The following is a 21301-nucleotide window of genomic DNA, read 5'->3' as shown; positions in this document are numbered from 1 at the left end:
CGGGTCAGTGGCTCTTGCTGCCGGGCTTGTTGCGGCGGCGCAGCCACAGAAAACTGCGGATGCCGCCATGCACCATCACCCCGGCCAGACTCAGCCCGGCAACGCCCAGGCCGATGGTTTCGATCCAGCTCTGATGGTCTTTGTCGCGACCCGGGATGTAGATGCCGTCGATCTTTTCCAGCCGACCGTTGTTGCTGTGGCATTGCGCGCAGCTCAGCGCCTTGTCCTTGGGCGCGACCATATGCGTGATCGGCCAGGTCGTGGTGGTCTTGACGAATTCGTACTTGCCCGACCACTCCAGCCCCGCCTCCTTCATGCCGGCGGCGATGGATTTTTGCCAGTCCATGGTGTGCCAGTAGGCCGCATCGTCGAAGCCTGCGTTGTGGATGGCGAGCAGGCGGTGCATCTCCGGGTCGTAGGGCTGGGTGCCCTTCATGGTCTTCACCGGCCAGATGCGTGATTTGCCATCGGTAGCGCTGCCGCCGTACTGGTTGACGGCGACGACGCCGTCTTTGTTGGGCGTCACCTTCTCGCCGATGTTCATCCACTTCACCGCGCCGTTGAACCAGGTGTAGTCGGGCACGACGTTTTCACCCAGTTTGAACTGGCCTTTGATGCCGAGGTAAGTGGGGTGGCCGTGCTCGTCCTTGATGACCAGGGGCTTGCCGTCCGGGCCGCGCTGGCCGGCCTTGGAATAGTCCCATTCCATTTTGGTGGGCACGCCGCCGCGGGCGAACTCGGGGATGTGGCAGGTCTGGCAGGCGATATTGCGGGTGTGCATGTTCAGGTCCTGCGCCAGATTGCCCTTGTGCGGGGTGTCGCCGTGGCAGGACTGGCAGCTTGCCGCGCTGCCCATATTGTGTTGGCTGCCGCGCACATACTGTCCGCCCTCGTGCTTGGCGTCGAGCTTGTAGTGGCTGCCGCTGACCTCGTGTCCGCCGGTGGCGTGGCAGGTCTGGCACTGGAAGTTCAGCCCGTCCTTGGTCATGTGCACGTCGAGTGATTTGGGCGGATTAATCAGCGAGCTGTCCAAGTCGCCATGCTTCACGCCGTCTCCTCCGCCGCCGTTGAAGTGGCAGGTACCGCAGTTGGCGCGCGAGGGCGCGCCCACATGCTGCGCGATCAGGGCCAGATCGATCGGTTCGATGAACGTGCCCGAGCCAGGCGGCATTTCGATACGGGTCGTGGGCGGGTTGCCCGACTGATACGGCGCTTTGACGTATTTGCCGGTCTGGTCGTGGCAGACCAGGCAGTCCACATCGGTATCGGGGCGTTTGCTGAAGGCGACGAACTCGCCGCTTTTCGCATCGCCGTAGCCGACATGACAGCCGGTGCAGAACTGCTGGTTGCTCGGCGTGGACACGCAGAAGTTGTTCATCACCTTGTTCTTGCCGACGATGCGCTTGGAGTCCTGCTCCACCTCCTCCCACTTCCAGTGGATGGTGCCCTTGATCTGCTTGGCCGCCTCGGTGTGGCAACTCAGGCAGGCGGCGGTGACCTCGGAGCCGCTTTTGAACGGACCCTGCAATTCCTTGAACTTGCTGTGATCCGCCGTGGTTTTTGCGCCTGTAGGCATTTTGGGCACCACGCGGTAAGGCGAGTGGATGTCGACCTCGGCTATTGCCGACTGCGGCGCCGACGGAGGGATTGACGCAGCAGGGTTGGCCAGGGCTGGCGGGGCGCTGGTCGCAACCGCGCAGACAGCGGCCAGACGAAGCCAGAAGCCGAAGCGGGCGGCAGGCGCGAAGCGGTGGGTAAACGGCATGACGAACACTCCAGTCGGTGTGCGAAACGGATCGATCAGGAGCGCATGGTTGCAGATACATACAGTTGCAAAAGTGACAAGACGCAAAAACTTCCCAGCCCGATATGCCGGAATTGCAATCTTTTGATCTGGGATAAATGAATCGCGCGGTTTGAATCCGTTTTGCCCGCTGGCGCGTAATTCGAGCAACAGCCGCACAGACCGCGCTGTTCTCGTTTTTTCCCTTTCAGGAGGTATCACCATGCAACGCACGCAAGCCGCAGCCCACACCGCCCTTTCCCCTTCCGCTACCCCCGAGGATTCCAGCGGGCAGAGCGCCAGCCGCCGTCAGTTCTTCCGCGTCGGCGGCCTGTTCGCCGCGGGGCTGGCCGCTTCCAGCGCGCTGGCGCCGGTGACGAGCTGGGCCGGGACGATGTCCCAGTCGACCACGGACGACATCGCCATTCTCAACGTCGCACTCGGGTTGGAATATCAGGCCATCGCTGCCTATCAGGTCGGCGCTGAATCGGGTTTGCTGGAAAAACCGGTGCTCGCCGTGGCCGTGAAATTCCAGGGACAGCACAAAGCGCATGCCGAGGTGCTGTCGTCCACCATCGGCAAGCTGGGCGGCACGCCGGTCATGGCCAAGAAGCCCGATGAGTACGGCTTCCCCACGGCCTCGCTCAAATCGCAGGCCGACGTGCTGGAATTCGCCGCCGGGCTGGAAAAGGGCGCGGCCAGTGCCTATCTGGGCGCAGTGCCACAATTCCACAACAAAGATCTCGCCAAGGCCGCGGCCAGCATCATGGGCGACGAGACCATGCACTGGGCCATTCTGCTCAACGCCTTGGGTAAAGACCCGGTGCCTGCGGCGTTCATCGCCTGATCGCCGGGGGCATCCCGAACAGCGGGTGCGGCGCGATGTCGGTAACATTCGCCGCAAACCCGCCTGCTTTGCGGCACGCCTTCATCGGGCGGCGCCGCGAACGCCGGGCTGCCCCTCACGCTGCGCTCATGCCCGACCTGCAATCCCTGCTTGCCTACACCGCCCTGGCCGACCGCGACGCGTTCGGCCAGTTGTACGCGGCCACGCAAAACCGGGCCTGGGCGATCTGCCTGCGGCTGCTGCGCGACCGGTCGTTTGCCGAAGAGGCCATGCAGGATGCGTATGTGAAGGTCTGGCATCAGGCCGCAAGCTACCGGCCTGCTTTGGGCAGCCCGGAGGCCTGGATTTCCGCGCTGGTGCGCAACACCTGTCTCGATCGCCTGCGCGCCAACAAGCGCGAGGCGCAGTATGTCGTTTCACTGCAGGGCGATGAGGCGGATGATCCGCCCGAAATCGCGGATTACCGCACGCCTGAAGCGCTGCTCGAAGCCCGCTTGCAGGGCCAACCGATGGAGGATTGTTTGGGACAGTTGCAACCCCGCCAGCGTGATCTGCTCGCGGCGGCGTATGTCTTGGGGCAGTCGCACGCCGAAGTCGCTCGCGAGCGTGCTCTGCCGCTGGGCACGGTGAAAACGCTGATCCGGCGCGCGGTGCTGTTTTTGCGCGACTGTCTCGGGGAGGGCGCAAGGTGACGCTGCCCGCACGCTACCGCAACAGCGATCTGCTCGACCGGCTGGCGGCCGACTGGCTCACAGGCGGGCTCAGCCCGGCTGCGCAGCGTCGCGCCCAGCGTTTGCTGGAGCAGAGCCCTGAGTTTGCCCATGCGGTGCAAGGCTGGCGCACGCGGCTCGATGCCAGCTTGCTGTCGGCAGCGCAAATCGGTCAGCCGTCCGACTCGGTCTGGCAGGGCATCACCGCGCGCCTCGATACCCCGCGCGCGACTCAGCCTGCGGGGGCTGGCAAGTCGACGTCTTGGGGCGTTGAAGCCTGGCGGCGCTTGTCTCTGTGGCTCGGCGGCGTGGCCGTGGCTGCGGTGGCCTTTTCAGTCGTGGTGCTGGTGCAAAACCCGGAGGTCGGCCGTGGTACGGCCGCGCCTGTACAGATGGCGGCATTGATGCACGGCGCGGGCGGGCAGGCCGCCGTTGTGACGGTGCAGAACGGCAAGCTGACTCTGACGGCCGTTGGCGCCATGACGCCACCCAGCGGCAAGAGCTACCAGCTCTGGCTGCTGCCCACACAGGGCGCCCCCATTTCCCTGGGCGTCGTGGCGGCGGGGCAGAGCCGCTACCCCATTCCCGAGTCGGCGCAGTCGCATCTGTCGCAGGCCAAGGCGTTTGCCGTCAGCGTGGAGCCGCCCGGTGGTTCTCCCACAGGCCTGCCGACCGGGCCGGTGATCATGGTGGGCGCGGCGCAGCGCGCGTGAGCGATGTCGAGCGAGACGGACTGCGCACTCTGTAAGACCGACGGCGGGCGGCTGATCTGGCGCGGTGCGGAATTCCGCCTGATCTGGGCAGACGACGCCCTGCTTCCGGCGTTTTACCGGGTGGTGTGGAACGCGCATGTGGCCGAGTTCAGCGACTTGACCGCGCTGCAACGCCTGACCTGCCTGGACGCGGTGGCGCTGGCCGAGCAGTTGCTGCGCGAAACGCTGGCGCCCGACAAAATCAACCTCGCCAGCCTGGGCAATGTGGTGCCGCATCTGCACTGGCATGTCATCGCGCGCTGGCGCTGGGACGCTTACTGGCCGCAATCCGCCTGGTCTGCCGCGCAGCGCCCGGCCAATGAGGCCATGCTGGTCAGCCTCAGTGCGCGCCTGCCGGAGGTGGATGCGGTTTTGCAGCGCGCGTTCGCACAGCGTTTCGGCGGGCCATAAGTCGAAAAATCAGATCAGGGTGATCAGACGTACTCGCCCTTGCTCAGATCGTGCTCACCGCGCTCGTGAATGAAGTTGGCGCGGCCGACGATGAGGTTGTCCACCTCGCCGATGCGCGTCACATCCTTGCCGGTGTAGGGCAGCGAATGCAGCACGTAGCGCATGGCGTTGAGCCGCGCGCGCTTCTTGTCGTTCGACTTCACCACCGTCCAGGGGGAATCGGCCGTGTCGGTGTGGAAGAACATGGCCTCCTTGGCGCGGGTGTAGTCGTCCCACTTGTCGAGCGAGGCCATGTCGATGGGCGACAGCTTCCACTGCTTGAGCGGGTGCACCTGCCGCTCCTTGAAGCGGCGGCGCTGCTCGTCCTGGCTGACTGAGAACCAGAACTTGATGAGATGAATGCCGCTGCGCACCAGATTGCGCTCGAACTCCGGCGCTTGGCGCAGAAATTCGTGGTACTCGGCGTCGGTGCAAAACCCCATCACGCGCTCGACCCCAGCCCGGTTGTACCAAGAGCGGTCAAACAGCACGATCTCGCCGGCCGTGGGCAGATGCTGCACATAGCGCTGGAAATACCACTGGCCGCGTTCGACCTCGCTAGGTTTTTCGAGCGCCACGACGCGCGCGCCACGGGGGTTGAGGTGCTCCATCACCCGTTTGATGGTGCCGCCCTTGCCCGCTGCGTCGCGCCCCTCGAACAGAATGATCACACGCTGTCGGCTTTCCTTCACCCAGGCCTGCAGCTTGAGCAGCTCGGTTTGCAACACGAATTTCTGTCGCTCGTAATCTCGCCGCAGCATCTTGAATTTGTAGGGATAACCGCCCTTGCGCCAGTCTTCGGCCAGCTCATCACTGGTGTGTTGCGGGGCGGGCTCGCCCGCCGGCATGCCCAGCGCCGCCCGCATGGCCGCTGCATCGTCGGGGGCGTCACCCTCCAGAATGGCTTGCACGCCTTCGTTGTGGAGGTCTGCAGGCGGCGGGCCTTTGAGGATGGTGTCGAGCGCCGCCAGTTCAGCCTGCTGCGCCGCCTCTTGCGACTGATCGATCACGAACTTGCGCACGCCAGCAGGCGTGAGATGCGGCGGAATGTCGCCTTGTGCAACCTTGTTGTGGGCGGCGTTGTGCGCTGCCTGGCGCCGCTGTGCCGACTTTGCCGGGCTGACCCGCTTGCGCGCAGGCCGTGCTGTTGTTTTACGTGGGGCGGTGGGTGAATTCATGGCATCTCCAAGTAGATACTGCCTTTATAGACCCTGGGTACGGCCGCCCACAATGACATTGGACAAACGGCAGCGCTTATAAGCGCCCCCAGGGCCGGGCTGCGCCCAGCCCGCCCCCCGTGGGGGTCAAGGAAACTTGGTGCGGCCCTGCGTTTCCTTGAGCGCTGTGTTCAGCTTGACCTGACCCCCGACCACTCCTGGCCGAGATCGTGGGCGATGGCGAACTGGTCGAGCACGCGCGCCAGGCTGGCGTCGACCATGGCTTCGATGCTGGCGGGCCGCAGATAGAACGCGGGCAGGGGCGGGAAAATGACGCCGCCCATTTCCGTGACGGCGGTCATATTGCGCAGATGGGCGAGGTTGAGCGGCGCCTCGCGCGGCAGCAGCACCAGTTTGCGGCGCTCTTTCAGGCACACGTCTGCCGCGCGAGTGATGAGATTGTCGCAAAAGCCGTGGGCAATGGCCGCCAGAGAGCGCATGGAGCAGGGCGCCACCACCATGCCCAAGGAGGAAAACGAGCCGCTGGCAATGGCCGCGCCGATGTCGCCGACGGGATGCACCACTTCCGCCAGCGCCTCGACTGCCTTGCGGTCGAGGTCCATTTCCACCTTGAGGTTGAGCACGCCGGCGGCGGAAATCAGCAGATGCGTCTCAACGCCGCCGATCCGCTGCAGATGTTGCAGCAATCGCACGCCATAGACGATGCCCGTCGCCCCGGTCAGCGCCACGATGAGTCTTGGCCGAGTCATGGGAGCGGCGGGCTGAAGGGGGGCGTCAAGCGAATGTCAGTCAAACGAATGCGCGCTTATTTCAGGCTGCCCAGTAGAGCTTGCAGCTCGCCGCTTTGCGCCATCTCGGCCATGATGTCCGAGCCGCCGACGAATTCGCCCTTGACGTAAAGCTGAGGGATGGTGGGCCAGTTGGCGTATTCCTTGATGCCCTGGCGAATGCCTTCGTCCTGCAGCACGTCCACAGCCTTGATCTGGCTGACGCCGCACGACTTGAGCAACTGCACCGCGCGCCCCGAAAAACCGCACATGGGGAATTGCGGCGAGCCTTTCATGAACAGCACTACGTCGTTGTTCTTGACGATTTGATCAATTTGCTCTTGCACACTGGACATGGCGGCATTTCCTAGTTGATGTCGATCAAACAATTTTAGAGGGCGGCCGGTTTTGTTGCGAACGGGGGCCTATTTCGAGAATCGCCGCAACCAGCCGCGACTATCCCGCCGCTCACCCGTTCGATACCGGCCAGATCGCGTGCGCTGAACACCTCGCGATACCCGTGAGCCTCCAGCAAATCGCGCACGGCGGCCGCCTGATCGTAGCCATGCTCCAGGAGCAGACAGCCGTCGTCCCGCAGAAACCGATCGGCCTGCGCAATGATCTGGCGCAGATCGCCCAGCCCGTCCGGGTTGAGATGCTGGCCGGTCAGCGCGAGGGCGGGTTCATGGCGCAAGGCGGGCAGATGCGGGTCGTGCGCAGCGATGTAAGGCGGGTTGGAAACAATGCAGTCGAAGCGCGCTGTCGTCGCCGGGGGTTGCAAGGCATCCCACCAGTTGGACTGGAGAAAGTGCACCTCGCCGCCTGCGCGCCGGGCATCGAGCAGCCGCCGCGCATTGCCTTGCGCCACGGCGAGCGCGGCAGCGCTGGCGTCCAAGGCCCAGACCCGCACATGCGGGCGGGCATGGGCGATGGCGATGGCAATCGCTCCGCTGCCGGTGCCCATGTCGAGCGCCGTGGGCGCGTGGGTGGCGGGCAGGGCGTCGAGATGGCGCAGGGAGAGTTCCACCAACAATTCGGTATCCGGGCGGGGAATGAGCACATCGGGGGTCACTTCGAAACTCAGGCCGAAAAACTCGCGCTCTCCCAGCACATAGGCCAGCGGTTCGCCGCCTAGCAGACGCGTCGCCAGCGCCTGCAGCCGGGTCAGTTCGGCCGAGTCAAGCAGGCGTTCGGGATGGGCGGCTTGCTGGGCGCGGCTCCAGCCGAGTACGGCCTCGATGAGGGCCTGTGCGTCCAGCCGGGGCAGGCCGCAGGTTCGCGTCCAAGCGGCCAGATCGCGCGGCGCTGTCATCTCATGCTCCCAGGGCCGCCAGTTGCGCGGCCTGATCTTCGGTGCGCAGGGCGGTGAGCAGTTCGTCGAGGTCGCCGTCCAGGATGGCGTCGATTTTGTAGAGGGTGAGGTTGATGCGGTGCTCGCTGACCCGGCCCTGCGGAAAGTTGTAGGTGCGGATGCGGTCGGAGCGGTCGCCACTGCCCACCAGGCTTTTGCGCGTGGCCGCTTCCTCCGCCTGCCGGGCCTGTCGTTCTCGCTCGGCCAGACGCGCGGCCAGTACCGACAGTGCGCGCGCCTTGTTGCGGTGCTGCGAGCGTTCGTCCTGACACTCCACGACCAGCCCGGTGGGCAGGTGGGTGATGCGTATGGCCGAGTCGGTCTTGTTGATGTGCTGCCCGCCCGCACCCGAGGCGCGAAAGGTGTCGATGCGCAAGTCGGAAGGGTTGATCTGGATCGCCTGAGCCTCATCCACCTCGGGCATCACGGCCACGGTGGCCGCACTGGTATGAATGCGTCCCTGTGTCTCGGTCTTGGGCACCCGCTGCACGCGGTGGCCGCCCGATTCGTATTTCAGCAGACCGTAGGCGCCTTCACCCGCGACGCGCAGAATCACTTCCTTGTATCCGCCGAGATCGCTCGGGCTCTCGCTGATCACTTCGGTCGTCCAGCGCTTGCGCTCGGCATAGCGCGCATACATGCGCAGCAAGTCGGCGGCGAAAAGCGCGGACTCTTCCCCCCCCGTTCCGGCCCGGATTTCCACGAACACGTTGCGGCTATCGTCCGGGTCGCGCGGCAACAAGGCGACCTGAAGCCGGGCTTCAAGCGCGTCGAGGGCAGCGCGTGCATCCTGAATTTCCTGCTGCGCCAGCTCCTTCATGTCGGGGTCGCTCAGCAACGATTCCGCCTGCGACAGGTCTTCTGTTTTTGTCTTGTATTGCACATACAGCCCGACCACGGCTTGCAGCTCGGCCAGTTCCCGCGTCATGTTGCGAAAGCGCTGCAGATCCGCGGTGCAATCGGGTGCGGCAAGCAAGGCGTCAAGCTCGTCGGCCCGTCGTTGCATCTGCTCCAGTTTGTCCAGCAGGGAAGGTTTCATGGGGGATGTGGAACAGCCGCGCCTGAGTGCGCGGGCGGTAAACCGAAGGCGCTATAAAAAAAAGAAGCGCCGGATTTGGAGGGCGCGGAGGACGCGCTAGACCTGCGAGTCAGAGGGGGAATCGGAATCGCGTCGGTGCGGGCACAGAAACACCCGCTCGACCGCCTGCGCCACGACTTGGCGATGAGACGGATCGCCCTGGTGCAGCGCGGTGAAGGCGCCGTGCAGGAATTTGTGCGACAGGCCCCGCGCAAGTGCGTCCAGCACGGCCTCGGGCGACTCGCCCCGAGCCAGCAGACGTCGGGCGCGTTCGACCTCGTGCGTCTGCCACTGTTCGCTTTGCGACTGCAGTCGTTGAATGAGGGGCACCTGCGAGCGCAGATCAAGCCATTCGAGAAAACCATGCACCCGGTTTTCGATAATGGCCTCGGCCTGTTCGATCGCGGCCTGGCGCTTCTCCGTATTGCTGCGCACCAAAGCAGACAGATCGTCGACCGAATACAGATAGACATCGCGCAGTTGCGCGACCTCGGGCTCAATGTCGCGCGGTACGGCCAGATCGACCATCACCATGGGTTTGTGCCGCCGCTGTTTGATGCTGCGTTCAACCGCGCCCAGACCGATGATCGGCAGGCTGCTGGCGGTGCTGGTCACGACCACATCAAATTCGCCCAGCCGCTGCGGTACGTCGGTCAGCCGAATGGCTTCCGCCCCGAACCGCTGTGCCAGATGGGCGCCGCGCTCCACGGTGCGATTGGCAATCACCATGCTCTTGGGATGGTGCGCGGAAAAATGCGTGGCCACAAGTTCGATCATGTCGCCCGCGCCGATGAACAACACGCGACACTCCTGAAGGCTCTCGAACACGGTCTGCGCCAGGTGCACACTGGCTGCTGCCATGCTGACCGAATGAGCGCCGATTTCCGTATTGGTGCGTACCTCTTTGGCCACAGAAAAAGTTCGCTGAAACATCTGGTTCAGCGTGCTGCCCAGAGCGCCTGAATCCGAGGCGACCCGCACCGCTTCCTTCATCTGCCCCAGAATCTGCGGCTCGCCGAGCACCATGGAGTCCAAGCCGCTGGCCACACGGAAGGCGTGTCGAACGGTACCGTCTTGTACCAGGCGATAACTATGGTCGGCCAGGTCATCGAACTGTACCTGGCGCTCGGTGGACAGCCAGTGCAATAGGGCATCACGCGGGTCGCTTTCGGCCGCGCAATAGATTTCAGTGCGGTTGCAGGTCGATAGAATGGCCGCTTCGATGGGGCCATTTCGGCGCCCGTTCAGCATGTTCACCTTCAGCCGTTGAAGCGCGTCTACCAAGGTATCGGCAGAAAACGCCAGCCGCTCACGTACCCCGACGGGTGCGGTTTGGTGGTTGAGTCCGATGGCAGCGAGCAACATAATCAGATCGTGATTTTAAGAACTGTCGCGACTTTGAGCGACTGATCTTGATCAAACCAAGAATGCGCTTGAGGCCTTCAAAGATGACATTGTCCACCATTAAACGACCTGGTGCATCGGTGCAAACAGCAGGTTTCGCGCATTGTTGACGTTCTTCCCGCACGATTTCTTCGAGAATTTTCATGCTCCCCCTCTTTTTATCGTGGCTGATCCAGACAAGCCTCATGCCCTTGTTTTTGGGCGTCTTGACCGGGGGATTGGCGCACCTGGCCTGGGGAGGTGGCTGCGCCGCCAGTTGGGGACGTCGAGCGAGTTGGGCGGCGATCGGTGCGCTACTGTTGCATCTCGTACTTGTGGGGGGCGGATTGCTTCGAGAAGGATCGATCTGGGATTACGCTGCCGTACTGCTGGCGGCCTCTCTCATCAGTGCTGTCGCTTGCCGGGGTGGCCGCGTCACCAAACGCTCTTGAGCATCAAAGTCGAAAGGTCGCGAAAAAGGAGTTGACAACGGCTTTGCGCCCTTGCACAATTCAATGCTTCGCCGTTTTGCAGCTCTTTAAAGGGGGGTGCAAAAGGGTGCAAAAGCGCGAAGCTAGCCGATGTTAGTGATGCTGCAAGTTGGCGCACGGTGGCTGCTGAACAAAAACTGAGCAACACAGATCAATTCCCGCACCAGGGAGCCAAGACTGGCGCATTTTTTTGCGACTAAGTTGGGTGAAGGAAATTACATGATTCAGACGCAATCCAGACTGGATGTCGCCGACAATACGGGCGCCAAATCCGTCATGTGCATCAAGGTGCTGGGCGGCTCCAAGCGCCGCTACGCCGGCGTGGGCGACATCATCAAGGTCAGCATCAAAGAAGCTGCCCCGCGCGGTCGCGTGAAAAAGGGTGAGGTTTACAGTGCCGTCGTGGTGCGTACCGCCAAGGGTGTCCGTCGTGCGGACGGCTCCTTGATCAAGTTCGATGGCAATGCGGCCGTGCTGCTTAATGCCAAACTCGAGCCCATTGGTACGCGCATTTTCGGCCCGGTGACGCGTGAACTGCGCACTGAGCGCTTCATGAAGATCGTGTCTCTGGCGCCTGAGGTTCTTTGAGCCCTGCTCTGAGCTGTCGAAAAAGGATTTGTGATGAACAAGATTCGCAAAGATGACGAAGTGATTGTCATTGCTGGCAGCGACAAGGGTCGCCGCGGCAAAGTGGCGGCTCGTGTGGATGCCAACCATATCGTGGTCGAGGGTGTGCATACGGTCAAGAAGAATGTGCGCCCCAATCCGATGAAGGGCGAGGCGGGTGGTGTGGTGTCCCGCGACCTGGCGATTCATCAAAGTAATGTGGCTATTTACAACCCCGCGACCGGCAAGGCGGATCGCGTCGGCTTCAAGACTCTGGGTGATGGCGCCAAAGTGCGCGTCTTCAAATCCAGTGGCGAGCAGATCAAGGGCTGACCGGAGGATTTATGTCGCGCCTGCAGACGATTTATAAAGACAAAGTCGTGCCCGAATTGATGGCCAAGTTTGGCTACAAGTCGGTCATGGAGGTGCCCCGCCTGACCAAGGTGACACTCAATATGGGTGTGTCCGAGGCGGTGGCTGATAAAAAAGTGATGGAGCACGCGGTGGGTGATCTCACCAAGATCGCGGGCCAAAAACCGGTTGTCACCAGGTCGCGCAAGGCGATTGCCGGATTCAAAATCCGCGAAGACCTGCCCATCGGTTGCATGGTGACCTTGCGTGGTGGTCGTATGTACGACTTCCTCGATCGTTTTGTTACCATCGCCCTGCCGCGTGTGCGTGATTTCCGCGGCATCTCTGCGCGTGCTTTCGACGGTCGTGGCAACTACAACATCGGGGTCAAAGAGCAGATCATCTTCCCGGAAATCGAGTACGACAAGATCGATGCGCTGCGTGGTCTGAATATCAGCGTGACCACGACGGCGAAAACCGACGAGGAGTGTAAGGCCTTGCTCGCCGCGTTCCGCTTCCCTTTCAAGAACTGAAGAATCATCATGGCGAAACTGTCCCTGATCAACCGCGAAAAGAAGCGCGAAGACTTGGTTGCAAAATTTGCATCGAAGCGCGCTGAACTGCAGGCCATCGTTGATGATGCCTCCAAGTCTTTTGAAGAGCGCTACGAGGCGCGCTTGAAGATTCAGCAGATGCCGCGCAATTCCAGTCCAACCCGGCTGCGCAATCGCTGCGCCATCACCGGTCGCCCGCGCGGTACGTTCCGCCAGTTCGGGTTGTCGCGCAGCAAGATTCGCGAGCTGGCGTTCCGCGGGGAAATCCCCGGCGTGACCAAATCCAGCTGGTAATCGGTCACACAGACAAGTTGAGTTCGGTTGTCACGTATCGATTGTTGCGTTGCTTGCCGACTAGACGCCAAAAGTTTTTAGGAGAGTATTGATGAGCATGAGTGATCCCATCGCCGACATGCTGACGCGTATTCGTAACGCGCAGATGGTCGAGAAGGCGAAGGTAACGATGCCAGCTTCCAAGATCAAAGCTGCAATCGCTCAGGTCCTGCACGAAGAGGGCTATATCGACGGCTTCAATATCCGTCGTGAGAGTGATGCCAAGGCGAATCTTGAGATTTCGTTGAAGTACTACGCGGGCAAACCGGTGATCGAGCGTCTTGAGCGTGTCAGTCGCCCGGGCCTGCGTGTCTATCGCGGCAAAGAAGCCATTCCCCAGGTGATGAATGGCCTGGGCGTTGCCATCGTTTCGACTCCCCGTGGGCTGATGACCGACCGCAAGGCGCGTCAAGTCGGCGTGGGTGGCGAAGTTCTCTGCTACGTCGCTTAAGGAGAGAACGGACATGTCACGTATTGCCAAATATCCGGTTGCAGTGCCGGCGGGTGTTGAGGTCAATCTCAGTGCCGAGACTATCGCCATCAAGGGCGGGCTCGGCAAGCTGGAGCGTGCCCAATACGCCGGCGTGCGGATCGCCCAAGAGAATGGGGAACTGACTTTCGCCCCGGCCGACGAGTCTCGTGAGTCGCATGCCATGTCGGGAACCATGCGTGCCCTGGTTGCGGGCATGGTGTACGGCGTGTCCAAGGGTTTTGAGCGCAAGCTTACCCTGGTTGGTGTGGGCTTCAAGGCTCAGGCTCAAGGCGCCAAGCTGAATCTCTCGCTGGGTTTTTCCCATCCCATCGTCAAGGACATGCCTGAGGGCATCAAGGTCGAAACGCCGACTCCCACCGAGATCGTCATCAAGGGTGTGGATAAGCAACTCGTTGGCCAGATCGCTGCCGAAGTTCGTGCCTATCGTCCGCCTGAGCCCTACAAGGGCAAGGGTGTGCGTTATGCCGACGAAGTGGTGGTGATCAAGGAAACCAAGAAGAAGTAAAGGCCAGGATCATGATCAGCAAAAACATTTCCCGCCTGCGCCGTGCTCAGGCAACTCGCCGCCGTATCGCGCGTCTGCGTGTGGTTCGTCTGTCGGTGCATCGCACCAATCAGCATATTTACGCCAACATCATTTCCGCCGAGGGCGACCGCGTGCTCGCCTCTGCATCAACCGTGGAAGCGGAAGTTCGCGGACAACTGGGCGGGCATGGCGGCAACCTGGCAGCCGCGGTTGCCGTGGGCACACGTATTGCCGAGAAGGCCAAGGCGGCCGGCATCGACACCGTCGCTTTCGACCGTTCGGGTTTTCGCTTTCATGGGCGCGTCAAGGCGCTCGCTGAGGCTGCGCGTGAAGCCGGCCTGAAGTTCTGAGAACGAGCACATCATGGCTAAAGTTCAAAACAAGTTTGCCAACGAAGCGCGCGACGACGGTCTGCGCGAGAAGATGATTGCGGTCAACCGCGTCACCAAAGTCGTCAAGGGCGGTCGTATTCTCGGTTTCGCCGCCTTGACCGTGGTGGGCGACGGCGATGGCCGCATCGGCATGGGTAAAGGCAAGGCGCGTGAAGTGCCTGTGGCCGTTCAAAAGGCCATGGAGCAAGCGCGTCGCAATATGGTGAAAGTGCCCCTGAAGGGCGGCACGCTGCACCACAAGGTGATGGGCCAGCATGGTGCTTCGAATGTCATGATGCTGCCTGCTGTGCAGGGTACGGGCATCATCGCGGGTGGTCCCATGCGCGCCATGTTCGAAGTGCTGGGAGTGACCGACATTGTGGCCAAGAGTCACGGTTCGTCCAACCCCTACAACATGGTCCGCGCAACGCTCGATGCCTTGACCAATATGAACTCCGCTCAGGAGATCGCCATGAAGCGTGGCAAGACCGTTGAAGAAATTCTGGGTTGAACATCATGAGTGACAAGAAAACCATCAAGGTCAAGCTGGTTCGCAGCGTGATCGGCACGCGCGATTCGCATCGTGCGACGGTGCGTGGCCTCGGTCTGCGCAAGCTGGGCAGCGTGTGTGAGCTGGAAGACACGGCTGCCGTGCGTGGCATGGTCCGCAAGGTCAGTTATCTGGTTGAAATCTGCGAATAAAGCCGATTCAGATCGGGCGCAAACCAGCGGCTGATCTAGCTTTGGTTTTGTGCGCAACAGCAGAATTTGTGAAATTCGCGATTAGTGAGATTCAATATGCAACTCAACACCATCAAACCCGCCGCTGGCGCCAAGCACGCCAAGCGCCGCGTTGGCCGCGGAATTGGATCGGGTCTCGGTAAGACCGCGGGCCGCGGTCACAAGGGCCAAAAATCGCGTTCCGGCGGTTTCCACAAGGTGGGCTTCGAAGGCGGTCAAATGCCCTTGCAGCGCCGTCTGCCCAAGCGCGGTTTCAAGTCGCCGATTGCGCGCTACAGCGCGCAGGTCACGCTGGCTGATCTGAACCGCATGCAGGAAGACGAAATCGACATGCTCACGCTCAAGGCTCACGGACTGGTGCCTGATCTGTCGCGCACCGTCAAGGTTATCGCTTCGGGTCAGATCGCTCGCGCTGTCAAACTACAGGGCATTCTGGCAACCAAGGGCGCCCGCAGCGCCATCGAAGCGGCCGGCGGAAGCATCGCCGAAGTCGCAGCAGCCTGAACGGACGTCTCGACATGGCCAGCACAGGCGTGACTCAGCAGGGCAAGTACGGCGACCTCGGTCGTCGTCTGTTGTTCCTGCTCGGCGCACTGGTGGTGTACCGCATTGGTGCACACATCCCTGTGCCCGGAATCGATCCGACGCATCTGCAACAACTTTTCCAGAACAATTCGAGCGGCATTTTGGGCCTGTTCAATATGTTCTCAGGTGGAGCGCTGGCACGCTTCACGGTATTTGCGCTGGGGATCATGCCTTATATTTCGGCGTCGATCATCATGCAATTGCTCACTTATGTGGTGCCCTCGCTCGAAGCCCTCAAAAAGGAAGGTGAGGCAGGGCGGCGCAAGACAACACAATACACGCGCTATTTCACTTTGGTGCTGGCGCTTTTTCAGTCCTTCGGTATTGCAGTGGCGCTGCAGGCTTCCACTGGCCTGGTCATCAGTCCTGGCATCGGTTTTCAGCTATCTGCCGTGCTGACCCTGACCTCTGGCACCATGTTTCTGATGTGGCTGGGTGAGCAAATTACCGAGCGTGGTCTGGGTAATGGTATTTCCATCATTATTTTCTCGGGTATTGTGGCTGGCTTGCCTTCCGCGATCGCCGGGCTGATGGAGTTGGTCAGTACAGGCGCGATGAGTGTATTGGTGGCACTGTTCGTGTTAGCCATCGTGGTGCTGGTGACCTATTTCGTGGTATTTGTCGAGCGGGGTCAGCGCAAGATTCTGGTGAACTACGCGCGGCGGCAGGTAGGCAATAAGGTGTATGGTGGACAAAGCTCGCATCTGCCCCTGAAGTTGAATATGGCAGGCGTGATTCCACCGATTTTTGCATCGTCCATTATTTTGCTTCCGGCAACGGCAGTGAGCTGGTTTGGCGCTGCCAAAGGGATGGGCTGGTTGAAGGATATTGCCGGTGCGCTTTCGCCAGGGCAGCCGCTCTACATTCTGTTGTACGCCACTGCGATCATTTTCTTTGCTTTTTTCTACACGGCCTTGGTTTTCAATAGCCGTGAAACTGCCGACCAGCTCAAAAAAGGTGGCGCGTTCATTCCTGGCATTCGGCCAGGAGAGCAGACCGCCAAATTCATCGACAAGGTGCTGATGCGCCTGACGTTGGTGGGCGCGATTTACATCACTTTGGTTTGCCTGCTGCCGGAGTTTCTTGTATTGAAATACAATGTGCCGTTCAGCTTTGGTGGAACTTCGCTGCTGATCATTGTGGTGGTCACCATGGATTTCATGGCGCAAGTGCAAGCTTATGCCATGTCGCATCAGTACGATGCCCTGCTGAAAAAAGCCAATTTCAAATCGGGTCTTGGCGGGGTGCGTTAACGGAGTTTTATGGCCAAGGACGATGTCATTCAGATGCAGGGGGAGATTCTCGAAAATCTCCCGAACGCAACCTTCCGCGTCAAGCTGGAAAACGGCCACACGGTTTTGGGGCATATTTCCGGAAAAATGCGTATGCATTACATCCGCATTCTTCCGGGAGACAAGGTCACGGTTGAGCTGACGCCCTACGATTTGTCACGTGCGCGGATTGTGTTCCGTGCCAAGTAATAGCAAGAGAGGATCATCATGAGAGTGAGCGCATCGGTTAAAAAAATGTGCCGTAATTGCAAGATTATTCGTCGCAAAGGTGTTGTGCGTGTGATTTGCACCGACCCGCGTCACAAGCAGCGCCAGGGTTGAGCCCAAATCATTTTTTGAAGTTCGAGGTATTCAATGGCACGTATTGCTGGTATTAACATTCCGCCACATCAACACTCCGAAATCGGCCTCACGGCGATTTACGGCATTGGTCGCACCACCGCGCGCGCCATTTGTGATGCTTCGGGCGTTCCCTACAACAAGCGGATCAAGGATCTGTCCGACGCTGACTTGGAGAAGGTGCGCGAAGCCATTGGCAAGCTCACCATCGAGGGTGACCTGCGTCGCGAGATCTCCGTCAACATCAAGCGCCTGATGGATCTGGGTTGCTATCGTGGCTTCCGCCATCGTCGCGGCCTGCCCGTGCGTGGTCAGCGCACCCGCACCAATGCCCGCACCCGCAAGGGACCGCGCAAGGGCAGCATCACGCTGAAGAAATAAGTAAGGAACATCGCAAATGGCTAAACCGTCTTCCCAAAACTCCGCAGCCCAGCGCGCACGCAAGAAGGTTCGCAAGAACGTCTCTGACGGCATTGCGCACGTTCACGCGTCGTTCAACAACACCATCATCACCATCACCGACCGTCAGGGCAACGCGCTGTCGGCATCGTCTTCGGGTGCGCAAGGCTTTAAGGGTTCGCGCAAATCCACCCCGTTTGCGGCGCAGGTTGCTGCCGAACAGGCGGGACGCGTGGCGCTGGAATACGGCATCAAGAACCTGGAAGTCTTCATCAAAGGCCCGGGCCCAGGGCGTGAGTCGTCGGTGCGCGCACTGAATAACCTCGGCATCAAGGTCACGTTGATCGAAGATGTGACGCCGATCCCGCACAACGGCTGCCGTCCGCCGAAGCGTCGCCGCGTCTGATTTTGTTGATAGGTTTTGTCGGTAGGTTTTGTCGGTAGGTTTTGTTGAATTTTTGTTGCACTGATTTGTAGAACTATCCCCGCGCCCTTTGGTCGTCTAGACGGCCCTGGGCGCGTTTTCAAGCCCACTGCCCGATTGTTCGGGCTCCCATGCAATTCACGGCATGGCAGTATTGAAAGGAATTCCAAGTGGCTCGTTTTATTGGCGCCAAAGGCAAACTCACCCGCCGCGAAGGCGCAGACCTCTTTCTCAAGAGCGCACGCCGCGGTATCGACTCCAAGGTCAAGCTCGAGACCAAACCCGGTCAGCACGGCCGCACTTCTGGTGCCCGCACGTCCGACTACGGCAAGCAACTGCGTGAAAAGCAGAAGGTCAAGCGGATGTATGGCGTGCTTGAGCGCCAATTCCGCCGCTATTACGAAGAAGCGCAACGCCGCTCTGGCAATACCGGCACCAATCTGCTGATGCTGCTGGAATCGCGCCTGGACAATGTGGTGTATCGCATGGGTTACGGCTCGACCCGCGCTGAAGCGCGCCAGTTGGTCAGCCATCGCTCGATCACTGTCAACGGCAAGGTGTTGAACATCCCCTCGGCGCTGGTGAAGACGGGCGATGTGGTCGCGGTGCGTGAAAAGTCGCGCAATCAGGCCCGCATCCAGGAATCTGTGAAACTGGCTGAGTCGAATGGTTTCCCTGCCTGGGTGCAGGTGGATGGCGCCAAGATGGAAGGCGTCTTCAAGAAGGCCCCGGACCGCGATGAATTTGGCAACGACATCAACGAGTCGCTGATCATCGAGTTGTACTCACGTTAATTTTTATCCACGCCCCGGACTCACGGGGTGTGTTCGCGCCTTGCCAACGCTGGCAGCGGCCGCTCACCTCAGCCTTATCCGCGTAACGTGCGGAGGGTATTGAACAGGAAGCCTTATGCAAACTGCACTTCTTCGCCCCAAGTCGATTCAGGTCGAATCTCTCGGTCACAATCGTTCCAAAGTGGTGCTCGAACCTTTCGAGCGCGGCTACGGACACACCCTTGGCAACGCCCTTCGTCGCGTCATGCTGTCGTCGCTGGTGGGTTACGCGCCGACCGAGGTCAGCATCAACGGCGTGCTCCACGAATACTCTGTGGTCGACGGCCTGCAGGAAGATGTGATCGGCGTGCTGCTCAACCTCAAGGGCGTGGTGCTCAAGCTGCACAACCGTGACGAAGTCACCCTGTCGCTGCGCAAGGAAGGCGAAGGCGTGGTGACTGCTGCCGACATTCAGACGCCTCACGACGTCGAGATCATCAATCCGGATCACGTGATCGCGCATCTGTCGCAAGGCGGCAAGCTCGACATGCAGATCAAGGTCGAAAAGGGTCGTGGCTACGTCCCCGGCACCCTGCGTAATTTCGGCGAAGAAGGCGGCAAGAGCATTGGTCATATCGTGCTCGACGCTTCGTTCTCGCCGGTGCGCCGCGTCAGCTATGCCGTGGAAAGCGCCCGCGTGGAGCAGCGTACCGATCTGGACAAGCTGGTCATGGAAATCGAGACCAACGGCGTCATCAGCGCGGAAGAAGCCATTCGTTCGTCTGCGCGCATTCTGGTTGAGCAGTTGTCGGTGTTCGCCAGCCTGGAAGGTGCCGAGACGACCGAGGCCGCCGAGGCGGCTGCGGGTGGACAGACCTACGATCCGATTCTGCTGCGCCCGGTTGATGAGCTCGAACTGACGGTGCGCTCGGCCAATTGCCTCAAGGCCGAGAACATTTATTACATCGGCGACCTGATTCAGCGTAGCGAAACCGAACTGCTCAAGACCCCCAACCTGGGCCGCAAGTCGCTCAACGAAATCAAGGAAGTGCTCGCCGCGCGCGGGCTGACGCTGGGCATGAAGCTCGACAACTGGCCGCCCAGCGGCTTGGACAAGCGCTGAGCGAACCTCGTTGATTACAAGCTTTTTGATGACAAGTTTCGCCGGGTGGAGCACCCGGCAGTGCAGGGCCAGTACCTGATCCGGCTGGCCTGATTCATAAGGAAAGGAAAGCACCATGCGTCACGGAAACGGACTTCGCAAACTCAATCGCACCTCCAGCCATCGCAAGGCCATGTTTCGCAACATGGCCAATTCGCTGATCGAGCACGAGGCCATCAAAACCACGCTGCCCAAGGCCAAGGAATTGCGCGCCGTGGTCGAGCCCCTGATCACCCTGGGTAAAAAGCCCTCGCTGGCCAATCGCCGTCTGGCGTTTGACCGCTTGCGCAACCGGGACTCTGTGGCCAAGCTGTTCAACGTGCTCGGTCCCCGTTATCAGACTCGTCCGGGCGGTTACACGCGCACCCTGAAGTTCGGCTTCCGCGTGGGTGACAACGCGCCGATGGCTCTGATCGAACTCGTTGACCGGCCCGACGTGGACGCCGCGCCGGCCGAAGACAAGTCGGAATAAGTCAGGCGGAACCTAAAAGTATCGGCGAGCCCTCTCGCCGTCATCCTGAAAAGCGCCAGCAGTTGCTGGCGTTTTTCATGGCCGAAGCAGTTTTCACAGCGAGCCCGTAGCATGTCCCCCATGCCAGAAAGCACTGCCCGCCTGCCCGATACACCCGCGCCCTCCGTGCTGCTTGAACTCGATCAGGTCTATAAAAGCTATGGGCAGCTGCAGGTAGTCGATGGCCTGAGTCTGCGGCTGTCGCGCGGCGAGTGTTACGGCATCATCGGCCCTAACGGCGCCGGAAAAACCACCACCATTCAACTTTGCCTCGGCCTGGCGCGGCCTGATCGCGGGCAGATTTGGCTGATGGGGCAGCCCGTGCCGCAGGCGGCCCGGCAGGCCCGCCTGCGTGTGGGGGTGGTGACGCAGTTCGACAGCCTCGATCCCGACTTCACGGTGGAAGAGAACCTGTTGGTCTTTGGTCGTTACTTCGGCTTGCGCGACGCCGAGTTGCGTCCGCGGCTGCCGCAGTTGCTGGCGTTCGCCGCGCTCGAAACAAAAGCGCGGGCGCGTATCAGCGAGTTGTCCGGGGGCATGCGGCGGCGGCTGAGTCTGGCGCGGGCGCTGGTCAATGATCCGGACCTGATCTTTCTGGACGAGCCGACCACCGGCCTCGATCCGCAGGCCCGCCACCTGATCTGGGAGCGTCTCAAAGTGCTGACCGCGCAGGGCAAATCGCTGCTGCTCACGACGCATTTCATGGACGAGGCCGAACGCCTGTGTCATCGCATTCTGGTGCTCGACCACGGCCGCCGCATTGCGGAAGACACGCCCCGCGGTCTGATCGCCGCCCAGGTCGAAGCCGAAGTCATCGAGATGGACGGCGAGGGCCTCGACGCCGCGGAGCAATTGCTGCGCCCGCATGTGCAACGCATGGAGCGCAGCGGAGATGGTTTGTTCGCCTACATGACGCATGGCGCCGAGGCCTTGCGTGCGCTGGAGGCGCTGCCCGGCCTGAGGGTTTTGCACCGCCGCGCCAATCTCGAAGACGTTTTCCTCAAACTTACCGGGCGGCAACTGCGCGATTGACGACGCGCGCGCCCGATCT

The 21301-nt window shown here is 61.1% G+C and carries 31 protein-coding genes; 23 read left to right on the top strand and 8 right to left on the bottom strand.

The window, feature by feature from the left end:
* Positions 1 to 4 precede the first annotated feature (4 nt).
* Entirely contained in the window at positions 5 to 1765 is a 1761-nt protein-coding gene (locus THI_RS14025; RefSeq protein ID WP_013106918.1) for a tetrathionate reductase family octaheme c-type cytochrome, read from the bottom strand.
* 241 nt (positions 1766 to 2006) lie between these two features.
* Between THI_RS14025 and THI_RS14020 the strand changes: the two genes are divergently transcribed.
* The 4 genes from THI_RS14020 (at position 2007) to THI_RS14005 (ending at position 4503) form a co-directional block, all read left to right on the top strand.
* A complete protein-coding gene (locus THI_RS14020) occupies positions 2007 to 2630 on the top strand; it encodes a ferritin-like domain-containing protein (RefSeq protein WP_013106917.1) in 624 nt (207 codons plus the stop codon).
* 128 nt (positions 2631 to 2758) lie between these two features.
* Positions 2759 to 3322 carry a sigma-70 family RNA polymerase sigma factor gene (locus THI_RS14015; RefSeq protein WP_013106916.1) on the top strand — a complete coding sequence of 188 codons (564 nt, stop codon included), beginning with the start codon at positions 2759 to 2761 and terminating at the stop codon, positions 3320 to 3322.
* Positions 3319 to 4053 (top strand): anti-sigma factor, encoded by a 735-nt coding sequence (locus tag THI_RS14010; RefSeq protein ID WP_013106915.1) that lies wholly within the window; start codon positions 3319 to 3321, stop codon positions 4051 to 4053. The genes THI_RS14015 and THI_RS14010 overlap by 4 nt, the downstream gene beginning before the upstream one ends.
* A gap of 3 nt (positions 4054 to 4056) precedes the next feature.
* Complete coding sequence (locus THI_RS14005) at positions 4057 to 4503, top strand: HIT family protein (protein WP_013106914.1); 447 nt, start codon at positions 4057 to 4059, stop codon at positions 4501 to 4503.
* Between the two features lie 23 nt (positions 4504 to 4526).
* Here the strand turns inward: THI_RS14005 and ppk2 are convergent, their stop codons facing one another.
* The 7 genes from ppk2 to THI_RS18930 form a co-directional block, all read right to left on the bottom strand.
* Positions 4527 to 5720, bottom strand: coding sequence for a polyphosphate kinase 2 (gene ppk2, locus THI_RS14000; protein ID WP_013106913.1), 1194 nt, complete (start codon positions 5718 to 5720; stop codon positions 4527 to 4529).
* 170 nt (positions 5721 to 5890) lie between these two features.
* Complete coding sequence (locus THI_RS13995; protein WP_013106912.1) at positions 5891 to 6469, bottom strand: UbiX family flavin prenyltransferase; 579 nt, start codon at positions 6467 to 6469, stop codon at positions 5891 to 5893.
* 56 nt (positions 6470 to 6525) lie between these two features.
* Complete coding sequence (grxD, locus tag THI_RS13990; protein WP_013106911.1) at positions 6526 to 6843, bottom strand: Grx4 family monothiol glutaredoxin; 318 nt, start codon at positions 6841 to 6843, stop codon at positions 6526 to 6528.
* A gap of 35 nt (positions 6844 to 6878) precedes the next feature.
* Positions 6879 to 7799 carry a peptide chain release factor N(5)-glutamine methyltransferase gene (gene prmC / locus THI_RS13985; protein WP_013106910.1) on the bottom strand — a complete coding sequence of 307 codons (921 nt, stop codon included), beginning with the start codon at positions 7797 to 7799 and terminating at the stop codon, positions 6879 to 6881.
* Between the two features lies 1 nt (position 7800).
* Entirely contained in the window at positions 7801 to 8877 is a 1077-nt protein-coding gene (gene prfA / locus THI_RS13980) for a peptide chain release factor 1 (protein ID WP_013106909.1), read from the bottom strand.
* Between the two features lie 96 nt (positions 8878 to 8973).
* A complete protein-coding gene (gene hemA, locus THI_RS13975) occupies positions 8974 to 10281 on the bottom strand; it encodes a glutamyl-tRNA reductase (protein ID WP_013106908.1) in 1308 nt (435 codons plus the stop codon).
* Positions 10226 to 10465: a hypothetical protein gene (locus THI_RS18930; RefSeq protein WP_141130606.1), complete on the bottom strand. Its 240-nt coding sequence runs from the start codon at positions 10463 to 10465 to the stop codon at positions 10226 to 10228. The genes hemA and THI_RS18930 overlap by 56 nt, the downstream gene beginning before the upstream one ends.
* A 544-nt stretch (positions 10466 to 11009) precedes the next feature.
* Between THI_RS18930 and rplN the strand changes: the two genes are divergently transcribed.
* The 19 genes from rplN to THI_RS13885 all read left to right on the top strand — a co-directional run bounded on the left by rplN (position 11010) and on the right by THI_RS13885 (position 21282).
* Positions 11010 to 11378: a 50S ribosomal protein L14 gene (gene rplN / locus THI_RS13970; RefSeq protein ID WP_013106906.1), complete on the top strand. Its 369-nt coding sequence runs from the start codon at positions 11010 to 11012 to the stop codon at positions 11376 to 11378.
* A 33-nt stretch (positions 11379 to 11411) separates the two neighbouring features.
* Positions 11412 to 11729 (top strand): 50S ribosomal protein L24, encoded by a 318-nt coding sequence (gene rplX, locus THI_RS13965; protein WP_013106905.1) that lies wholly within the window; start codon positions 11412 to 11414, stop codon positions 11727 to 11729.
* 11 nt (positions 11730 to 11740) lie between these two features.
* Positions 11741 to 12280 (top strand): 50S ribosomal protein L5, encoded by a 540-nt coding sequence (gene rplE / locus THI_RS13960; RefSeq protein WP_013106904.1) that lies wholly within the window; start codon positions 11741 to 11743, stop codon positions 12278 to 12280.
* A 9-nt stretch (positions 12281 to 12289) separates the two neighbouring features.
* Complete coding sequence (gene rpsN / locus THI_RS13955; RefSeq protein WP_013106903.1) at positions 12290 to 12595, top strand: 30S ribosomal protein S14; 306 nt, start codon at positions 12290 to 12292, stop codon at positions 12593 to 12595.
* Between the two features lie 91 nt (positions 12596 to 12686).
* Entirely contained in the window at positions 12687 to 13085 is a 399-nt protein-coding gene (gene rpsH / locus THI_RS13950) for a 30S ribosomal protein S8 (RefSeq protein WP_013106902.1), read from the top strand.
* A gap of 13 nt (positions 13086 to 13098) precedes the next feature.
* Entirely contained in the window at positions 13099 to 13632 is a 534-nt protein-coding gene (rplF, locus tag THI_RS13945; protein ID WP_013106901.1) for a 50S ribosomal protein L6, read from the top strand.
* Between the two features lie 14 nt (positions 13633 to 13646).
* On the top strand, positions 13647 to 14003 hold the full coding sequence (gene rplR, locus THI_RS13940; RefSeq protein ID WP_041608734.1) for a 50S ribosomal protein L18: 357 nt from the start codon (positions 13647 to 13649) through the stop codon (positions 14001 to 14003).
* A 13-nt stretch (positions 14004 to 14016) separates the two neighbouring features.
* Positions 14017 to 14535, top strand: a complete 519-nt coding sequence (gene rpsE / locus THI_RS13935; RefSeq protein ID WP_013106899.1) for a 30S ribosomal protein S5 — start codon at positions 14017 to 14019, stop codon at positions 14533 to 14535.
* A 5-nt stretch (positions 14536 to 14540) separates the two neighbouring features.
* Positions 14541 to 14726, top strand: a complete 186-nt coding sequence (gene rpmD / locus THI_RS13930; RefSeq protein WP_013106898.1) for a 50S ribosomal protein L30 — start codon at positions 14541 to 14543, stop codon at positions 14724 to 14726.
* A gap of 96 nt (positions 14727 to 14822) precedes the next feature.
* A complete protein-coding gene (rplO, locus tag THI_RS13925) occupies positions 14823 to 15269 on the top strand; it encodes a 50S ribosomal protein L15 (RefSeq protein WP_013106897.1) in 447 nt (148 codons plus the stop codon).
* 14 nt (positions 15270 to 15283) lie between these two features.
* Positions 15284 to 16603 carry a preprotein translocase subunit SecY gene (gene secY / locus THI_RS13920; RefSeq protein WP_013106896.1) on the top strand — a complete coding sequence of 440 codons (1320 nt, stop codon included), beginning with the start codon at positions 15284 to 15286 and terminating at the stop codon, positions 16601 to 16603.
* A 9-nt stretch (positions 16604 to 16612) separates the two neighbouring features.
* The gene (gene infA, locus THI_RS13915; protein WP_013106895.1) at positions 16613 to 16831 is read left to right on the top strand and encodes a translation initiation factor IF-1; all 219 of its coding nucleotides are present in this window, start codon (positions 16613 to 16615) and stop codon (positions 16829 to 16831) included.
* Positions 16832 to 16849: 18 nt separating this feature from the next.
* Positions 16850 to 16963: a 50S ribosomal protein L36 gene (gene rpmJ, locus THI_RS18550; RefSeq protein WP_013106894.1), complete on the top strand. Its 114-nt coding sequence runs from the start codon at positions 16850 to 16852 to the stop codon at positions 16961 to 16963.
* 33 nt (positions 16964 to 16996) lie between these two features.
* On the top strand, positions 16997 to 17362 hold the full coding sequence (gene rpsM / locus THI_RS13910) for a 30S ribosomal protein S13 (RefSeq protein ID WP_013106893.1): 366 nt from the start codon (positions 16997 to 16999) through the stop codon (positions 17360 to 17362).
* Between the two features lie 16 nt (positions 17363 to 17378).
* The gene (rpsK, locus tag THI_RS13905; RefSeq protein WP_013106892.1) at positions 17379 to 17786 is read left to right on the top strand and encodes a 30S ribosomal protein S11; all 408 of its coding nucleotides are present in this window, start codon (positions 17379 to 17381) and stop codon (positions 17784 to 17786) included.
* Positions 17787 to 17974: 188 nt separating this feature from the next.
* A complete protein-coding gene (gene rpsD, locus THI_RS13900) occupies positions 17975 to 18598 on the top strand; it encodes a 30S ribosomal protein S4 (RefSeq protein ID WP_013106891.1) in 624 nt (207 codons plus the stop codon).
* Between the two features lie 115 nt (positions 18599 to 18713).
* On the top strand, positions 18714 to 19700 hold the full coding sequence (locus THI_RS13895; protein WP_013106890.1) for a DNA-directed RNA polymerase subunit alpha: 987 nt from the start codon (positions 18714 to 18716) through the stop codon (positions 19698 to 19700).
* A 115-nt stretch (positions 19701 to 19815) separates the two neighbouring features.
* Positions 19816 to 20211, top strand: coding sequence for a 50S ribosomal protein L17 (gene rplQ, locus THI_RS13890; RefSeq protein WP_013106889.1), 396 nt, complete (start codon positions 19816 to 19818; stop codon positions 20209 to 20211).
* A gap of 120 nt (positions 20212 to 20331) precedes the next feature.
* On the top strand, positions 20332 to 21282 hold the full coding sequence (locus tag THI_RS13885) for an ATP-binding cassette domain-containing protein (RefSeq protein ID WP_013106888.1): 951 nt from the start codon (positions 20332 to 20334) through the stop codon (positions 21280 to 21282).
* The last annotated feature ends 19 nt before the right edge of the window (positions 21283 to 21301 follow it).

The organism is Thiomonas arsenitoxydans (assembly GCF_000253115.1).
In the GTDB taxonomy this organism is placed as follows: domain Bacteria; phylum Pseudomonadota; class Gammaproteobacteria; order Burkholderiales; family Burkholderiaceae_C; genus Thiomonas; species Thiomonas arsenitoxydans.
The sequence above is the reverse complement of the archived record's forward strand: the minus strand, read 5'-3'. Positions and strand labels throughout refer to the sequence as shown.

Coding starts and splice junctions, on each gene's coding strand:
- THI_RS14025 (WP_013106918.1), bottom strand. CDS start 1,765: ATGCCGTTTACCCACCGCTTCGCGCCTGCCGCCCGCTTCGGCTTCTGG.
- THI_RS14020 (WP_013106917.1), top strand. CDS start 2,007: ATGCAACGCACGCAAGCCGCAGCCCACACCGCCCTTTCCCCTTCCGCT.
- THI_RS14015 (WP_013106916.1), top strand. CDS start 2,759: ATGCCCGACCTGCAATCCCTGCTTGCCTACACCGCCCTGGCCGACCGC.
- THI_RS14005 (WP_013106914.1), top strand. CDS start 4,057: ATGTCGAGCGAGACGGACTGCGCACTCTGTAAGACCGACGGCGGGCGG.
- ppk2 (WP_013106913.1), bottom strand. CDS start 5,720: ATGAATTCACCCACCGCCCCACGTAAAACAACAGCACGGCCTGCGCGC.
- THI_RS13995 (WP_013106912.1), bottom strand. CDS start 6,469: ATGACTCGGCCAAGACTCATCGTGGCGCTGACCGGGGCGACGGGCATC.
- grxD (WP_013106911.1), bottom strand. CDS start 6,843: ATGTCCAGTGTGCAAGAGCAAATTGATCAAATCGTCAAGAACAACGAC.
- prmC (WP_013106910.1), bottom strand. CDS start 7,799: ATGACAGCGCCGCGCGATCTGGCCGCTTGGACGCGAACCTGCGGCCTG.
- prfA (WP_013106909.1), bottom strand. CDS start 8,877: ATGAAACCTTCCCTGCTGGACAAACTGGAGCAGATGCAACGACGGGCC.
- hemA (WP_013106908.1), bottom strand. CDS start 10,281: ATGTTGCTCGCTGCCATCGGACTCAACCACCAAACCGCACCCGTCGGG.
- THI_RS18930 (WP_141130606.1), bottom strand. CDS start 10,465: ATGAAAATTCTCGAAGAAATCGTGCGGGAAGAACGTCAACAATGCGCG.
- rplN (WP_013106906.1), top strand. CDS start 11,010: ATGATTCAGACGCAATCCAGACTGGATGTCGCCGACAATACGGGCGCC.
- rplX (WP_013106905.1), top strand. CDS start 11,412: ATGAACAAGATTCGCAAAGATGACGAAGTGATTGTCATTGCTGGCAGC.
- rplE (WP_013106904.1), top strand. CDS start 11,741: ATGTCGCGCCTGCAGACGATTTATAAAGACAAAGTCGTGCCCGAATTG.
- rpsN (WP_013106903.1), top strand. CDS start 12,290: ATGGCGAAACTGTCCCTGATCAACCGCGAAAAGAAGCGCGAAGACTTG.
- rpsH (WP_013106902.1), top strand. CDS start 12,687: ATGAGCATGAGTGATCCCATCGCCGACATGCTGACGCGTATTCGTAAC.
- rplF (WP_013106901.1), top strand. CDS start 13,099: ATGTCACGTATTGCCAAATATCCGGTTGCAGTGCCGGCGGGTGTTGAG.
- rpsE (WP_013106899.1), top strand. CDS start 14,017: ATGGCTAAAGTTCAAAACAAGTTTGCCAACGAAGCGCGCGACGACGGT.
- rpmD (WP_013106898.1), top strand. CDS start 14,541: ATGAGTGACAAGAAAACCATCAAGGTCAAGCTGGTTCGCAGCGTGATC.
- rplO (WP_013106897.1), top strand. CDS start 14,823: ATGCAACTCAACACCATCAAACCCGCCGCTGGCGCCAAGCACGCCAAG.
- secY (WP_013106896.1), top strand. CDS start 15,284: ATGGCCAGCACAGGCGTGACTCAGCAGGGCAAGTACGGCGACCTCGGT.
- infA (WP_013106895.1), top strand. CDS start 16,613: ATGGCCAAGGACGATGTCATTCAGATGCAGGGGGAGATTCTCGAAAAT.
- rpmJ (WP_013106894.1), top strand. CDS start 16,850: ATGAGAGTGAGCGCATCGGTTAAAAAAATGTGCCGTAATTGCAAGATT.
- rpsM (WP_013106893.1), top strand. CDS start 16,997: ATGGCACGTATTGCTGGTATTAACATTCCGCCACATCAACACTCCGAA.
- rpsK (WP_013106892.1), top strand. CDS start 17,379: ATGGCTAAACCGTCTTCCCAAAACTCCGCAGCCCAGCGCGCACGCAAG.
- THI_RS13895 (WP_013106890.1), top strand. CDS start 18,714: ATGCAAACTGCACTTCTTCGCCCCAAGTCGATTCAGGTCGAATCTCTC.
- rplQ (WP_013106889.1), top strand. CDS start 19,816: ATGCGTCACGGAAACGGACTTCGCAAACTCAATCGCACCTCCAGCCAT.
- THI_RS13885 (WP_013106888.1), top strand. CDS start 20,332: ATGCCAGAAAGCACTGCCCGCCTGCCCGATACACCCGCGCCCTCCGTG.